Source organism: Nostoc sp. DSM 114167 (assembly GCF_052692655.1).
The window spans coordinates 7,286,655-7,303,058 of the sequence record NZ_CP195116.1; the positions used below are offsets into that span (position 1 = coordinate 7,286,655).

Annotated in this window: 13 protein-coding genes; 3 read left to right on the plus strand and 10 right to left on the minus strand. The window is 42.3% G+C overall.

Annotation, left to right across the window (positions count from 1 at the left end; translation table 11 throughout):
• Window positions 1-389: 389 nt before the first annotated feature.
• From NSTC731_RS30590 to NSTC731_RS30635, 10 genes are all read right to left on the minus strand, one after another.
• Window positions 390-1,379 (minus strand): D-alanine--D-alanine ligase family protein, encoded by a 990-nt coding sequence (locus NSTC731_RS30590; protein WP_445628223.1) that lies wholly within the window; start codon window positions 1,377-1,379, stop codon window positions 390-392.
• 90 nt (window positions 1,380-1,469) lie between these two features.
• Window positions 1,470-1,856 (minus strand): SET domain-containing protein, encoded by a 387-nt coding sequence (locus NSTC731_RS30595; RefSeq protein ID WP_445628224.1) that lies wholly within the window; start codon window positions 1,854-1,856, stop codon window positions 1,470-1,472.
• A 112-nt stretch (window positions 1,857-1,968) separates the two neighbouring features.
• Window positions 1,969-3,123 carry a KamA family radical SAM protein gene (locus tag NSTC731_RS30600; protein WP_445628225.1) on the minus strand — a complete coding sequence of 385 codons (1,155 nt, stop codon included), beginning with the start codon at window positions 3,121-3,123 and terminating at the stop codon, window positions 1,969-1,971.
• Window positions 3,124-3,702: 579 nt separating this feature from the next.
• On the minus strand, window positions 3,703-4,008 hold the full coding sequence (locus NSTC731_RS30605) for a hypothetical protein (protein WP_445628226.1): 306 nt from the start codon (window positions 4,006-4,008) through the stop codon (window positions 3,703-3,705).
• Between the two features lie 368 nt (window positions 4,009-4,376).
• Window positions 4,377-4,973: a dephospho-CoA kinase gene (gene coaE, locus NSTC731_RS30610; RefSeq protein WP_445628227.1), complete on the minus strand. Its 597-nt coding sequence runs from the start codon at window positions 4,971-4,973 to the stop codon at window positions 4,377-4,379.
• A gap of 82 nt (window positions 4,974-5,055) precedes the next feature.
• The gene (gene cobA / locus NSTC731_RS30615) at window positions 5,056-6,645 is read right to left on the minus strand and encodes a uroporphyrinogen-III C-methyltransferase (protein WP_445628228.1); all 1,590 of its coding nucleotides are present in this window, start codon (window positions 6,643-6,645) and stop codon (window positions 5,056-5,058) included.
• 74 nt (window positions 6,646-6,719) lie between these two features.
• On the minus strand, window positions 6,720-7,949 hold the full coding sequence (locus NSTC731_RS30620) for a tetratricopeptide repeat protein (RefSeq protein WP_445628229.1): 1,230 nt from the start codon (window positions 7,947-7,949) through the stop codon (window positions 6,720-6,722).
• Window positions 7,950-8,416: 467 nt separating this feature from the next.
• On the minus strand, window positions 8,417-10,570 hold the full coding sequence (locus tag NSTC731_RS30625) for an ATP-binding protein (protein ID WP_445628230.1): 2,154 nt from the start codon (window positions 10,568-10,570) through the stop codon (window positions 8,417-8,419).
• A 563-nt stretch (window positions 10,571-11,133) separates the two neighbouring features.
• Entirely contained in the window at window positions 11,134-11,607 is a 474-nt protein-coding gene (locus NSTC731_RS30630; protein WP_335059250.1) for a tetratricopeptide repeat protein, read from the minus strand.
• Window positions 11,608-11,610: 3 nt separating this feature from the next.
• The gene (locus NSTC731_RS30635) at window positions 11,611-12,624 is read right to left on the minus strand and encodes a homogentisate phytyltransferase (protein ID WP_445628231.1); all 1,014 of its coding nucleotides are present in this window, start codon (window positions 12,622-12,624) and stop codon (window positions 11,611-11,613) included.
• A gap of 185 nt (window positions 12,625-12,809) precedes the next feature.
• Here NSTC731_RS30635 and NSTC731_RS30640 point away from each other — a divergent pair, with 185 nt between their 5' ends.
• From NSTC731_RS30640 to NSTC731_RS30650, 3 genes are all read left to right on the plus strand, one after another.
• Window positions 12,810-13,082 carry a glutaredoxin family protein gene (locus NSTC731_RS30640; protein ID WP_445628232.1) on the plus strand — a complete coding sequence of 91 codons (273 nt, stop codon included), beginning with the start codon at window positions 12,810-12,812 and terminating at the stop codon, window positions 13,080-13,082.
• A 53-nt stretch (window positions 13,083-13,135) separates the two neighbouring features.
• Entirely contained in the window at window positions 13,136-14,638 is a 1,503-nt protein-coding gene (locus NSTC731_RS30645; protein WP_445628233.1) for a UDP-N-acetylmuramoyl-L-alanyl-D-glutamate--2,6-diaminopimelate ligase, read from the plus strand.
• A gap of 223 nt (window positions 14,639-14,861) precedes the next feature.
• Window positions 14,862-16,364, plus strand: coding sequence for a DICT sensory domain-containing protein (locus tag NSTC731_RS30650; protein WP_445628234.1), 1,503 nt, complete (start codon window positions 14,862-14,864; stop codon window positions 16,362-16,364).
• The last annotated feature ends 40 nt before the right edge of the window (window positions 16,365-16,404 follow it).

Below are 16,404 nucleotides of genomic sequence, written 5' to 3' on the forward strand. Positions count from 1 at the left end.
CAACTTCATATTGCATAAAAAAGGCAGAGGGGAGGGGGAAGTCGCTGACAGGTGTAGGCAATGCTTTTCGGGTTTTGGGGGAAAAGGGAAAGGGAAAGGGTTTGAATTTACCTTTTCCCCTTTGCCCTTTAACCTTTTCCCAGACCAAAAGAGAGATTGTTAGGCTTATCCGAAAAGTATTGCAGGTGTAGGTTTGTTGCACCTAGTGGTCTGCCAACCCAAAAATGCGCTTGTGAGGGCTGGGGAAAAGTGAAAGGGAATTCATGGTAAGGGATTTCCGCGTTCCCCCGCCCCTTATCCCTAGAGCGAACCCACCTTCCCCTTTTTCTTGCCAAGTTCACGAGAGCGAACTACTAGTTGTACCTGTCAGCCTTTCCCCTGCCTTTTGTTCAACATTTATATCTTTGCCATGCAGACTCGACTATTTCAGCAATGATTTCTGTATATGTCATACCACCCAAACGTCCTATCATTGGCAAGTCTGAGCGGATATGATGTAGCCCTGGCAATGGGTTAACCTCCATAAACTGCAACACACCGCTAGGATCGCAGCGCAGATCCACGCGGGCAGCATCACGGCAACCAAGAGTATGGTATGCATCCAGCGCCAGTTGCCTTGCCTGTGCTGCCAGTGGTTCGGGATCTATGAGCAAACGATAAGATACCCGTTCCAAATACTCATCTTTATTGAGGGTGGTGTAGGCGAAAGCTTCCACTTGGCCTGTAAAAATTACTTCCATCACACCTACTACCCGTGAGTTGCTATCGTTGCCAATAATGCCTACTGTTACTTCTCTACCAGGAAGAAAGGTTTCCACGAGTATTGGTTGCTCAAAAAGTTCGTGTAACACTTGATAAGCATTTACTAGCTCCTGATGTTCTTTGACAAGAGAACGCCCAGTTACCCCTTTAGAACTGCCTTCCGCCATAGGTTTAAGGAAAAGTGGCATTGGCAGCGACACAGCCGTTGCCTCTGCGGTAGTATTCACGACCTGAAAGGGGGCTGTCGGCAAACCGCGATCGCGCACTACTCTCTTAGTTAGTGCCTTGTCTAACGTCAGGGCGCAGGTAAGCGGATCGGAAAAGGTGTAAGCTTGAGCGAATAATTCGCAGATTGCCGGGACTTGAGCTTCGCGAGAACGACCCTTTAAACCCTCAGCAATATTGAAAACCAGATCCCAGCGATCGCCTTTTGCTAAACGCCGAGCAAGTTCTTTACCATTACCGACACGTTCAACCTGATGACCTAACTGCAATAGTGCAGTTTCCAGCCCGATGATAGTTTCTTCATCGTCGAACTCCATCACCTCAGAAGCATTGAAACCAGCCTGAAGGTAATCTGCCTTCAGGTCATAACACAGACCAATGAATAACCCCATAGCCCGATAATTCCCAGTGAGAAAACTTTCTCTGTTAGCTTTAACGTACAAATCAAATATCTTAATTAAGGAATTCCGATTATTAAATCCTTAATTAAGTGAAAATATCTCATCAACAACATCAAACCATATAGGAGATTTATCATCAGGAGAACCGTTGTAGTTAGCAGTAATTTCTTCTCCCACTTCTATATCTCGGTAGGCAATCAGATCCAACTCTCGGTCAGCGAATTTTTTCACATAATAAGTATTGGGATTGTAGGAATGGTTGATTAAGGAAGATAAACCTAGAGCGATCGCCGCAGCTTTATCTTCCCAATCGTAGTAATAGTTGCCCAAAATTGTTTTATCTAGGAATTCAACCTGTTCTGCGGGTATAACCACAACTGGCACTCTCTCAATGAGTTCTCCTTTCAAAAAGTGCTTCTGTGCGAAGACACCTCGACCTTTTAGGTTTGTATTACCAACAATCAACATTCCAACTAATCTCCTGCAATTACTTAGTTTTTTGGTTTGCCAAGAACTCAACAGAACCTATTCCAACTGACCCTTTTTAATGATGGCAAGCAACTTCTATATAAGGTTAAACCTACTTTACTGGATCTACATAGGTGTACGTTTTACCTGCCCAATTTTGCACTGTAGCTGTACCATTCTCATAAGCAACTAGAGTCTCAGCTTGAATTGGGACTTTGCCACCACCACCAGGGGCATCAATTACATAAGTTGGTACAGCGTAACCAGTAGTATGACCGCGTAATTTAGAAATTAAATCAAGCCCAGTTTGCACACTCGTTCGCAGATGTGCAGTACCAACAACTGGGTCGCATTGATAAAGATAATAAGGTCGCACACGCAGCTTGAGAAGACCGTGAAACAGATTCTTCAGGGCTTTTTCAGAATCATTCACACCTTTTAACAGCACGGTTTGACTACCTAAAGGAATGCCGCCATCAGCGAGGCGATCGCAAGCTTGTGCCACTTCTGGGGTAAGTTCCTGCACATGACAAAAGTGCAAAGATAGCCACACACGATGTTTACGTAGCAAGGCAACCAGTTCTGGTGTAATTCGCTGCGGTAAAAAACTCGGCACGCGGGAACCAATGCGGATAAATTCAATATGCTTAATAGCACGCAGCCGCCTCAGCAAATTGTCTAAAGGTTCATCAGCCATCAATAGAGGATCGCCACCGGAAATTAGCACATCACGGATCTCGGTGTGTTCCTCCAGGTAAGCGGCGATCGCATCCAACCGCCGCGTTACTGGGTACATCTCACCTTGGCTCACCAAACGAGAGCGGGTGCAGTAACGACAATAAGCAGCGCAGCTGTCTAAGGCAAGCAGCAATACTCGGTCAGGATAGCGGTGTACGAGTCCTGGTACTGGAGTGTCGCCATCCTCACCGCATGGATCTACCATGTCTGCTGGACTAACTATTAGTTCTTCTTGCCGTGGTATCACTTGTAACCGTAGTGGACAAAGGGGATCTTCTGGATCGAGTAGTGATGCAAAATATGGAGTTACCGCTACAGCAAACTTCTCTGGTGCAATTAAAAGTCCCTGTTCTTCAGTAGCACTAAGCCTGAATAACTTCTGAAAGTGTTCCAGCTTAGTCAACCGATGCCGCATTTGCCAGCGCCAATCATTCCAGTGTTCCTGGTTGTAAGTCTCTCCCAAAATCTGACAAATTTCTTCACACCGAATATCAGTTACTAGAGGATCTAGAGTAATGTTTTTGATCATGATTAGACCGAAATTAAGCTGAGAATAATAAACCAATCACAGCCTAATAGAGTGCGGCGCAAATCGAGCTACCATCTCAATTAAGCAAGCAGACAAGTAAGGGCAATTCATGAATTTCCCCTACTCAAGTCCCTTGTTAAAGGTAAGCAAATTTATCTCACAGTGTATTAGTATGTTTACTTAGATTTTTAGATAAAATAAAAAAAATTACTTTCAAGTTCACAATAAGTATTATTATATACTAAATATATTGCTGCTGCGATCGCTACGATCGCTCAATCTACAACTTGTGTAGATCGTGCAGCCAGCTACGTCACATTTGATTACTGTTGGGCGATCGCGATTGTGCCAAGAAGATAATATAGAAATCCGGTTTGATTCGGAAAATTTACTTGTGTGGTGCGCGTTCGCAAAGCGTCTCGCAGAGAAGCGCAGCGCAAGCGCGATAGGCAGGGAACAGGAAAGAAAGCTTTCTAAGGTGTACTGAGTTTTTTCACCCAATCAAATATGAGTCCTATATACTCGAAATTCTGAACTGTATTGAAGTCTAGAATTGAAGCAATCGGTTAACTTTAATATTTAGTCATTCGGTATTTGCTTGAGTAAAGCTATCCACATATCAGATGGAGCGGAGTAATAATCAATTTCTTCAACTTGATATTGATAAGATTCACAACCTTCTCGTAAAATAATGCGATCGCAAGCTTTAACGCTTTTCCCTACTCCAGTCATGTAGCCGATTGTTCCTTCATTGAGACGCTCAAATATGTAGTCGCCTCCACAAACTTGTTGTCTGTAATCATGGATTTTATTTTTTTGTTTTAATTCTGTGACTGGAGAGATAACCAGAGCTAATTTATTTAAAAAACTAGAACTTAAATTCATACCTGTTATGATTGAAGAGAAGGCACTTAAAAACATTTCAAAAATAGAACTTATAATTTATTTAAAAGCCATTCTTTTAAATTTACAGTACTATTAACCGCAGATTCAACTGTAAAATCACCTAACTGTTGGACAATATTTGGTGAAATATAAGAATCCGATTTGATTAATGAACATATTTGCGTAGGGAGGGAACAGGAAATAGGGAACGGGGAACAGGAAAAAAGGGATTTAGGGGTGTACTGAGTTTTTTCAGAAATAAAATATGAGTCCTATATAAGTTTTTTGCTTAACTATCTAGTATTAATTAATAAGCTTTTTATGTCTTGAAAATGTCATATATGTATATATTTTAATATTAATCTAATTTAGTCACTACTTGTCGTAGCTAGAGCTACATCTATCTGCTTCAGTAGTACTTCTAGGGTAGAAGAGTTATCTAAAACGACATCTGCATGAGCCACTTTTTCTTCAATGGATAATTGGCTGTTAATCCTGGCTCGTGCCTGTTCTGTATTTAAATGGTTTCGTTGTATCAATCTTTGTAGTTGTTGCTCTTGAGAACAACGCACTACCCAGATTTCTGTTACCAAATCAGTCATCCCAGCTTCAAATAATAGAGGCACTACTAACACCAGTATTTGTGACGAAGACTGAGCAATGGCTTTGAGAAAGCGATCGCGTACATCAGGATGAATCAAATTGTCTATCCAGTTGCGTTCATCTTGACGATTAAAGATAATTTCACCTAGCTTTTGGCGGTTGAGGCTGCCATCTGGTAGTAAAATTTGTTCGCCATAACGCCCGGCGATCGCACCCAAAATCGGCGAACCTAAAGATACTGCCTCTCTAGCATAAATATCTGCATCCAAAATCGGCAAGTTATAAGTGCTAGCTAAATAATTAGTGACAGTGGTTTTGCCTGTGGCGATACCACCAGTTAAGCCGATTATACGTTTTGTCATTAGTCATTTGTCATTAGTCATTTGTCATTAGTTATTCTCTCCCTGCCCCCTGCCCCCTGCCCCCTGCCCCCTGCTTCCTCATCTACGAATTTGTCGCCCATGCGATCAGTGCTTGGGTTAAACCATCTAAAGTGTATTCTTCGGCTTCTACATCCACACGTCCGAATAAATCATGGCAAGTTTTAGAGGTTTGGGGGCCGATAGAGGCAATACAAACTCCCTCTAATAATTGGCTAGCATTAGAGTTGTTGGAAAATATACTATTAGTAAGTTGACAGAAAAATTGTACAGTTTTAGAACTGGCAAAGGTGATTGCATCTACCTTGCGGTTTTGGAGAGCTAACTTTGCCGCAGGTGGAATACTACTAGGACAACAAGATTGATATGCCGCAACTTCTATCACCTTTGCTCCCTTGAGAGTTAATTCCTTAACTAAAACTTCTCTGCCGCCGCTTTCAACTCTGGGAAATAACACCTTTTTACCATCTAATTTATCTGGGAAATTTTCCACTAAAGAATCGGCAACAAAGTTGGGGGGAATAAAATCTGCTTGCAGAGAGCGTTGTTTGAGACTTTGGGCTGTTTTCTCACCAACGACGGCAATTTTGATGCCAGCTAAGGCACGGCTATCTTTACCTTGGGTAGTTAGCCTTTCAAAAAAGTAGTCTATGCCATTGGTAGAAGTAAGAATTAACCAGTCGAAGTCAGATAAATGAGCGATCGCACAATCCAAAGCTTCCCAACTGGAGGGGGGGCCGATTTCTAAGGTAGGCATTTCGATGACTGTTGCACCTGATGCAATGAGGCGATCGCTAAATTGACTCGATTGCCCAATTGAACGTGTTACCAAGATCATTTTACCAGTAAGGGGAGATAGGGGGAAATTGCTTGACATAGCAGGGGGGCTAAAAGTTTTGCCTGTAGTAGAAACCTGACAATCTATTTTCTCAGGTTGTAAGTACTTGCGTAGCCCAACAACTTCGCCAATCACAATTACCGCCGGGGAAAGGGATAATCCGGCGGTAAGTTCTAGAATATTGCCCAGTTGCGCCGTCCAAATTTGTTGTTCGGGAGTTCCTGCCCAACGGATGATGGCAATGGGTGTTAAGTGCGATCGCCCATGCTGCACCAGTCGATCTACAATCTCTCGTAGATGTCGCCCTCCCATCAAAATTACCAGTGTCTCTAAGCGTGACAGCGCTTCCCAATCTAAAACCTCTGGTTCGTGAGCTGTAAGTACTGCAAAAGTGCGGCTTAACACCGGATCTGTTAGGGGAATTCCTGCCAATAAAGGTGCGGCGAGGGCTGAGGAAATTCCTGGTACTAGTTCAAAATCACAACCGGATGCTTTCAACGCTTCAATTTCGGAACTGCAACGCCCAAAAATCAACGGATCGCCTGATTTTAGCCGTATAACTTGTTTTCCTAAGAGACAGTGTTTTACCAGTAACTTGTTAATCTGGGCTTGGCTTGTACTGGGTTTGCCACCGCGTTTTCCGACATCCAACTTCAGGCAATCATCTGGTACGCACTGCAATAATTGAGCATCTACTAAAGCATCGTAAACTAACACCTGAGCAGCAGCTAAGAGATTGTAAGCTTTTACTGTTAGGTATGCTACATCTCCAGGCCCAGCACCTACGAGGTAGACTTTGCCTTTGTCATTTGTCATTTGTCATTTGTCAGTAGTTATTCTCCCCATGCCCCATGCCCCATACCCCATGCCCCATGCCCCATGCCCTTTATTCAATTCGTCTGGGTATTAATTTTTTGGATTAGCCGATCGACTTGCTCAACCATCTCCTTGTTTTTCTCAGCTTGGAATAATTCTCTGGCTTTTTTGAGATTAACGATCGCTTCTTTTGACTGTTGTTGTCTTCCTAAAGTGATTCCCAAATTATAGTAAGTGAATGCATCGTTGGGGACGAGGCTAATGGCTTTTTTGTAATGTGCGATCGCTTCTTGAGGTTTACCTCGATCGTCCATTGCATTTCCCAAACCTGTGTAAGCTTGTGCGTGTTTGGGATCGAGACGAATCGCTTCGGTATAGCCAGCGATTGCTTCTGTGAGCTTGCCTTGAGCGTAAAAAGCACTTGCTAAATTATAGTGAGCGTCTGCATAGTTGGGAGCGAAGCTGATGGCTTTTTTGTAATGTGCGATCGCTTCTTCTAGTTTGCCTTGAGCGTACAGAGTATTTCCCAAGGCATTATAACCTGCTGGATTTTTCGGAGCTAGGCGAATGGCTTCGGTATAGTTGCCGATTGCTTCTGCTGGCTTTCCTTGAGCGTATAAGGCGTTTCCTAAGTAATAGTGAGCGTCTGCATAGTTAGGATCGAAGCTAATAGATTTTTTATACTGAGTAACTGCTTCTGCTAGCTCACCTCGATCGTAGAGAACATTTCCTAAACGGGTGTAAGTCGGCGCATAGTCTGGTTTGAGGCTAATAGCTGCTGTATATTCGGTAACTGCTTCTTTTAACTTGCCTTGAGCGTAGAGAGCATTTCCTAAGTTATAGTGAGCTTCGGCATACTTGGGTTCAAGGCTGATGGCTTTCTGATATTGGGCGATCGCAGGTTCTAACTGATTCAGTCTTGCTAAAGTCAAACCTAGATTAAAATATGCTCTAGAGTCTTGAGGATCGAGGCTAATGGCTTTATTGTATTGAGCGATCGCTTCTTGTGGTTTACCTCGATCGTCGAGAGTATTTCCCAAGGCAATATAAGCTTGTGCAAAATTGGGTTCGAGTTCAATTGCCTTCCGAAAAGCCGCCTCCGCTCCTTTCAAATCTCCCTGTTTATAGAGATTGTTTCCTTGCTCGAAGTTAGCAACTGCGTTTTTGTTGCGAATAACTGCGGACTGAGTATAGTTGTGAATTTTTGCTAAAATCACGCCAACATTTTGACCAAAGGCAGTATTCCCATTACTCAAACACAAGCAGATAATAGCTGCTACCAGTAGATTCTTGTTTTTCAGCATTTTTCTTACCTTACCTGCTTGGTTTACATCTAATATCAAGTTCGGTTAATTGCCATCATCAAAATCCCCCATCTCAGCCCTTCCTTACTTACTATTCGGGAAGCAAAAGCGTAGCTTTGGCGGAGTTATAGCAGGAATTATAAGTGATTAAGCTAACTTGATACAAGTGTAATCTCATATAAATAGACTTCTTGGCATTTGTCGGTAAAAGGGAAAGGGGGAAAGGGTAAAGGTTTTGTATTTTCCCTTCCCCTTTAACCAAAACCTTTTCCCACGAAAGTGCAAAAAGCACAAATGCCAAGAGGTCTAATGTCTATTTGTACACAATAGACATCTTGCAAAAGTAACAAATGCCAAGATGTTGAGGTGCGTGTTAAAAAGTAAGGGAAAATTTCATACCTTTACCTTTTAACCCTTACCCTTTTCCCCACTATAGATAGTGCTTTATTAAAACTAAAAAGTTGTTTTTAAGTAATTATTGACACTTTTGTTTCCATCAATTTAACAATGGCTGCAATTAATTTTTCTGGGTTAAGAGGTTTAGATAAATGCATCTGAAACCCAGCTTTTAGGGCTTTTTCGCGGTCATCGTTTCTCGCAAAGGCAGTCAAGGCAATTGCTGGAATTTGCCCACCGTGTTCTGGTGTCCGAGTTCTCACTTCATGTATTAACATATAACCATCCATATCGGGCATACTAATATCGCTTACCAACACATCTAGCTTGACATCTGCTAAAGTTTGTAATGCTTCTTCAGCAGAAGATACTGCCATCACAAAAGCCCCATCTTGCTCTAATACAAAAGCAACAAAATCTCGTGAATCAGTATCATCATCAACAACTAAAACCTTGATGCCATTCAGAGTTGAGGAGTTAGAAGCTAAGAATGCAGGGTAATTTTGTCCATCCGTCAGCCTTGAACTTTCATCTGGCAGAAGCGGTAAGCTAACAGTAAATATTGCCCCTTGACCTTCACCGTGGCTATCTGCTTTGACGATGCCGCCATGCATTTCGATGATATTACGCACAATTGCTAATCCCAGTCCTAATCCACCAAAATTTCTCGTAGAGGTGCTATCTGCTTGGCGGAAGTAATCAAATACGAATGGCAAAAAGTCAGCGCTAATTCCCTTACCCGTATCGCTAACGATTATTTGAGCATAGCCATCAGTCTCTTGGAGTCGCACTTCTACCTTTCCTCCTCTGGGTGTAAATTTGATTGCGTTAGAAAGGAGATTCCAGACGACTTGCTGCAAACGAGTCGAGTCGCCCATAATTTGTCCCACACCCGGTTCCAATACTGTATTCACCTCAATCAACTTTGTTTCTGCTGCTAACTGCATTGTCTGTAATGCCGACAATACCGTGGACTTGAGATTAATCTTTGTGATATTCAGCGTCAGTTTACCTTGTAAAATTCTGGAAATATCCAGCAAGTCCTCAATGAGTTGAACTTGTAAGGTAGCATTTCGCTCGATTGTGGCTAGGGCTTCAGATGTCTTTGTTTGGTCTAATCTGCGGGTTTGCAACAACCTTGACCAGCCAAGAATTGCGTTGAGTGGAGTGCGTAGTTCGTGAGAAAGGACGGCTAAAAATTCATCTTTAATTCGATTGGCTGTTTCTGCTTTTGCTCGTGCTACTTGTTCTAATTCCAGTAGGTGCGCTCGTTCTTCAAGTATTTGTTTTTGTTCGTGGATATCCGTACAGGTTCCAAACCACTTGACTACAAAACCTTGCTCATCTTTGAGTGGTAAACCTCGCGCTAGCTGCCAACGATAAGAGCCATCAGCAGCTCGTTTAAAGCGATATTCATTGTTATATATAGTGCTATTTTTGACAGCATCAGACCACACTTTATCAGCTCTTTGAACATCATCTGGATGCAATGCAGCCAACCAACCAGAACCCAAAGATTGCTCTAATGTTAGCCCAGTGTATTCGCACCAATTTTGATTAAAATAATCGCATTCACCGTTAGGTTTAGTTGTCCATACAAGCTGAGGAATTGCCTCAGCTAAGTAACGGTAACGTTCTTCGCTTTGTCGGAGAATTTCTAAGATGCGTTGGCGTTCAAGAATTTCTTGTTGTAATTGTTCGTTAGTCTGAGTAATTTCATTGGTGCGAACAGTAACCATTTCTTCAAGATGATTCTGGTATTTTCGCAGTTCCTCTTCTACCCATAAGCGTTCGCTGATTTGTGTTTGAAGTTCTTGATTTGTTTGTTCTAATTGAGTAGGGCTAGGAAGTGCCAATGCTTGAGGAACTAAAGGCATAAGCTCTAATGCTGTAATTACAGATATTGTGGCAGTTACTGCTTTGAGAAACCCCGACACCCAATAAGTTGGATGCCAAAGTGTCCAAATATCCATTAAATGAGTAGTGCCGCAAGCTACGATAAATCCACAAAACAGCAAAAAAATCCAGTCAAAGGGCAAATCTTGTCGCTTGCGGACAAAGTAGAAGAGTGTAGCTGGAATCGAGTAATAAGCTAGTGCAATGAATGCGTCAGATAATATGTGTAACCAAACTAAATTCGTTTGCCATAGATAGCAATGTCCATGTGGAATAAATGATTCTGATGTCAAAAAGCTAGCCCACAATTCTGATATTATATTTGACATAAAGACTAGATTGTTTAATCTATAAAATCTACTACTAAATATCTACCCTTACTTAATAATATTCTAGTAAGTAGGTAGCCATAATTAAATATACAATAAACTTCTATTTTTTAGTGAGTGGTTTATCGCTCAGAGCAAGGATTATTAAGACTAAAGTCCTTACTACAAACTTTAAATTTATTATGCCTAGATACTTACTCAAATATTAGCGATCCAGTGTATCTAATTTCTGCACTGCTTAAGGTAAAAAGACTACAATATGTCTTTAGAAAACAAAAAGGCTGTTAGTATCATCGCTGTTTTGCAAAAATCAATCATTTAAAATTACTAATATTTTCTCTTCTAAAGCCTAAATGAATTAATTGTGATTATGGAGCTTGAAGCGCATCCGATCGCAATTGTAACGGCTATGAAGAGAGCGGTCAAACTTGTGGAAATTGCAGACATAATTATGGTATACAACAGTGAATTACCAAATAAAAACCATTCTCACCATAATGATGGGAATGGCAAAAATTAGGAGACACAACAGGAAAACTTAATCTCTGCAATTCTCATTGAACTTAAGATTCGCTTGACTTAGCACTCATTTTATCTAACAGTTGAGTGATTTTTTTAGCTTTTTCGGGTTGGCGCTGTTTTTGTAATAAATCTTTAGCTTGTTGCAGGTTAGTTTTAGCTTCTTCTTCCCGCTCTTGCTGCATGAGGATATTTGCCAGACGCAAGTAAGCATCAGGATTTTTCGGACTGCGGCGAATTACTTCCCGAAATAATTCTGTTGCTTCTTCTACTTGTCCTTGCTGGTTTAAAACATCTCCCAAAAACAAGCGCACTACGTCATTAGTAGAGTTGATGGAAATTACTTTGCGAAAGGCCGCTTCTGCACCTTGGTAATCTTTTGCTTGGGCAAGATTGATACCTTTTTGAAACAAGTCTGAGGTAATCAAAGTTTTCCAGGCAAAATAGCCAAGGATGGACAGACTCAGAACAACTACAACAGCAGCGATAATCGAACTAGTGGGAAAGGTTTCTAGCATTGTTTAAGCCAAAAGACAGGCGATAGGAAAAATCAGATATTCCATAAAAAAGAGTTTCCAGATAAATTGATAGAATTGAGCGATCGCACTTTTCTCTTGTAAGTCTACCGTCAAACTCCGCAACCACAGCCAAGCCAACAGTCCCAAATGAGTAACTACTAAAAATATGGCGTTAACTGAGGCGACGTTTAGCACCCCAACCAGAATTATTCCCAAATAACAGGCAGTTATTACCCAAAGAGACAGATTGAACACAGCTTGTGGCCCGAGTTTGATGGTGAAAGTAGTAATATTGTAGAGGCGATCGCCTTCCATATCGGGGATATCTTTAAAGATAGCGATCGCAAAGGTAAACACCAAAATAAATAACGTCAGCACCCACACCACAGGCGGAATTGTTTGGCTTTGTTGCAACGCCCAACTGTAATGCAGATATAAACCTAAGTTAACAATCGTACCGCGCACCGAAAAAATACACAGCGCCGCCCAAATGGGAAACTGTTTTAAGCGAATTGGTGGTAAAGAATAAGCAGTACCAATGGCCAAACTAATTGCTACCATGCCCAATAAAAACGGGCCAGTTAGCCACGCCACAACCAGCGCCAAAATCCCAGTAGAAGCGACAATTAATTGCCCAGTTTGCTGGGAAAACTCACCAGACGCTAAGGGTAAATGAGGCTTATTAATCTTGTCAATTTCTACATCTTCTAATTGATTCAGCCCCACAATATAAACATTGCCACACAGACAACCAATCCATGCACCAAAAACAGGGAATAGGGAATACGTAGAGACAAGATTCATCACGTTTGTAGAGACGCGATGAATCGCGTCTGTAGAGATATGATTAATCGCGTCTCTACTGATGGCAATGGCAATTAAATATAAACCCAAAACACTCAGACTTGTACCAATAATTGTGTGAGGACGAGAGAATTTCCAGAAGGCGTATAACCACTGGAAATATGATTGAGCAGGTTTGCCTGGTAAAGGGCTGTTTTGAGAACTTTGGCTCATGAGTAGCTTAAATACAGTATTCTGGTTGGTTGTTAATCATTGTCACAGAATTTGGTCATTAGACTTCTTTCATGAATCAAAGAGCTTTCACCCTTCTCCTTTGTGCCCTCTGCGGTAGCCTGCGACAAGGCGAAGCGTCTACGTTATTCTAAACTTATAACTTCTTGCGCCAACTCATATCAAGAATGCGATTAATTTTATACAGTAAACCCGGCTGTCATTTATGTGAAGGCTTGCAAGAAAAGCTAGAACAAATCCAAAATCTCAGTTTCGAGTTGGAAGTTAGGGATATTACGACTCGTGAAGATTGGTTTGCTGCGTATGAGTATGAAGTGCCGGTGCTTTATTTATCGAACCACAGAGACGCAGAGGGAAGTGAGAAACCATTGCCGCGTCCTTCTCCTCGTGCTAGCGTGCAGCAGTTAGAGCAAATGTTGCGTAAATATTTAGCCAATTAGAAAAAAATAATGCAGAATAAGCGCAAGATCGAGAACGTGACGAGGTTCACAAAATGAAATTGCGGGAATTACTAACAGCGGTAGACAGTGTTGAGCAATTGCCTAGTTATCCAACTTTAGAGGATGTGGAAGTTAGGGGTTTAAAGACGAATTCCCATGCTTGTCGTGTGGGTGATTTGTTTATTGGGATGCCAGGAACGCGGGTTGATGGTGGGGAATTTTGGCAAAGTGCGATCGCATCGGGGGCTGTAGCGGCGATCGTTTCTCCTGAAGCTGCACAAAAAAATCCTCCCACAAATCAGGCTGTGGTCATTAGTGCAAGTAATATTACTCAAGCTTGTGCCCAAATAGCCAGTGCTTTTTACGGTTATCCGGGGCGAAAACTCAAGCTGGTAGGCGTAACTGGTACAAATGGCAAAACTACAACTACTCATCTGATTGAATTTCTCCTCACCAAAGCTAATTTAGCTACAGCTTTGATGGGAACTCTCTACACTCGTTGGGCAGGTTTTGAGCAAACTGCTGCCCACACTACGCCCTTTGCTGTAGAACTACAACAGCAACTTGCAGAGGCGGTGAAGGCTGGTAGTGAGTTCGGGGTGATGGAAGTCAGTTCTCACGCTTTAGCTCAAGGTAGAGTGTTGGGTTGTGAATTTGAAGTGGCGGTATTTAGTAATCTTACTCAAGACCATCTCGACTATCACAGCGATATGGAAGATTACTTTGCTGCCAAAGCGTTGTTATTTAGCCCTACTTATCTCAAGGGACGGGCAATAATTAATGCTGATGATTCCTACGGAAAGCGGTTAATTGCGTCATTGGATTCCGAACGGGTTTGGAGTTACAGCGTCAACGATAACAGCGCTGATTTATGGATGAGCGATTTAAGTTACCAGCCAAATGGTGTTAGTGGGACATTACACACACCAAAAGGTGACGTGGCTTTTCGATCGCCCCTAGTCGGACAATATAATTTAGAAAATCTTTTAGCAGCCGTCGGAGCAGTTTTGCACTTAGGGCTAGATTTGCAGTTAGTGGCAGCTGTGATACCTGAGTTTCCCGGAGTTCCCGGACGGATGGAACGGGTACAAATTAATACTGAGCAAGATATTAGCGTGATTGTGGATTATGCCCACACGCCTGATAGCTTGGAAAATTTACTGAAAGCTGCACGTCCGTTTATACCTGGGAAAGTGATTTGCGTATTTGGTTGTGGAGGCGATCGCGATCGCACCAAGCGCCCAAAAATGGGTAAAATCGCTGCTGAGTTAGCTGATGTGGCAGTGGTGACATCAGATAATCCTCGAACTGAAGACCCAGAAAGGATTTTGCAAGATATTTTGGCGGGAATCGCTGACACAGTGCAGCCAACAGTGATTTGCGATCGGGCGATCGCAATTCGTACCGCTATTTTACAAGCACAATCCGGTGATGGAGTATTGCTTGCTGGTAAAGGTCACGAAGATTACCAAATTCTCGGCACCGAAAAAATACATTTTGACGACCGAGAACACGCCCGCGACGCTTTATACGAAAGACTTAACGTACAAGCTTAATTTGGGCATTAGGCAAAAAAGGCAGAGGTGCAAAGGGGCAGAGGGGAAAAACTTACTGCAACTTCTTCCCTGCTCCCCTGCTCCCCTGCTCCCCTGCTCCCTCGTGAGTGGAGTTTTTTATAGTTAATGTTTCTTTCCGTGGTGATTTTGTAAAAAATGCACATATAAAGGTGAAAATCGAAGACAGAATTATTTCTTGCTTCATCCAAGTTGTGCTTAACTCATGAATGTTTCTCTGGTTAAGGATCTGTCTGTTTATCAACTGGTTATGGGAGTGCAAACGCCTCCTAAACCATTGTCCCTCAGTCCTGCTACTCTGCTATCACTGGTGAGAGCGCAAATTGACTTACTCATTGAGCAGCAAATTGCAGCCACTCTCTGGGTGAAGCTACCACCAGATAAAATTTGGCAATCAGAATTAGCGCGTTATCAATCCTCGGTAGGTGCGTCTAGTCTCATTTATAGTTGCCAGATTGACGAGGGTAGGAAAAGGGAAGCAGGGGAAGCAGGGGAGCAGGGGGACAAGGGGACAAGGGAAGCAGGGGGACAAGGCTCTCCCAAGTCTTCCCCCTCTTCCTCATCTCCCTCATCCCCATCATCTCATTATGTCCCCGTTCACCTACCACCAGATAGCCAAATGCGACGGGAAAACTTTCTGATGGTGTTATCGCCACAGTTTTGCAGTTTAATTTTGGCTCATCGACCACTTAAAAAACGTAAAAATAAGACATTGGGGAAGGTAAATACTAATAAAAACCAGCCGTTGCTGATTGTAACTACTGTTGAGGGGAGAGTAATTCAGCAAGTATTAAATAGTATCCAACAAGCGATTGCACCAGAATCATCTTCAATACCTACTGATTTTATTTGTCCAACCGTGCCCCAACCTATACTAATGAATCAACTGTTGGCAAAACAACTCCTCCGACAAGATGAAATTAATCGTCAAATCATCACAGTACGCACTAATAAGTTAGAGCAACAAAATCAAGAACTGCACAACAAAGAGCAACTCAAAGATGAATACCTGAAAAATGTCTGTCAGGAACTGCGTATACCTTTGACGCACATGAAAACAGCACTTTCATTATTAAATTCCCCTAATCTTAAACCCCCGCAACGGCAACGTTATTTACAGATGTTAAATACCCAATGCGATCGGCAAAACTCCCTGATTACTGGTTTTTTGGAACTGGTGCAGCTAGAACAAAATTTGGACGGGACGACTTTGGAGTTGGTGCGTCTCTCAGATATAGTACCTGGAGTAGTCAGTACCTACCAACCTGTAGCCCAAGAAAAAGGAATTATGCTAGCCTACACCGTACCGACTGAACTCCCATCTGTTTGGTGCATGACTGGTAAGCTAAGACAAATTGTAATTAATCTACTGCACAACAGTCTTAAGTTTACCCCTAATGGAGGTCAAGTATGGGTGCGTGCCCGTAATCAAGGCGATTATGTCCAATTAGAATTCCGCGACACAGGTATCGGTATTGCGGAAAACGAAATTCCCAAAATCTTCGATCGCTTTTATCGCGTGCGTACAGGAGCAACCGAAGATTATGGTGGTGCTGGATTAGGGTTAACGATAGTACAGCAATTGCTGCTGCGCTGTGGTGGATCTATTTCTGTAAAAAGTAAATTATCTGAAGGTTCTACCTTTACAGTGCAACTGGCAACTGCTGGTAATATCCCAAGAGCGATCGCGACAGAAAATGAGTTATGAGTTATGAGTTATAAGTGATGAGTTAAAAATTCATAACTCA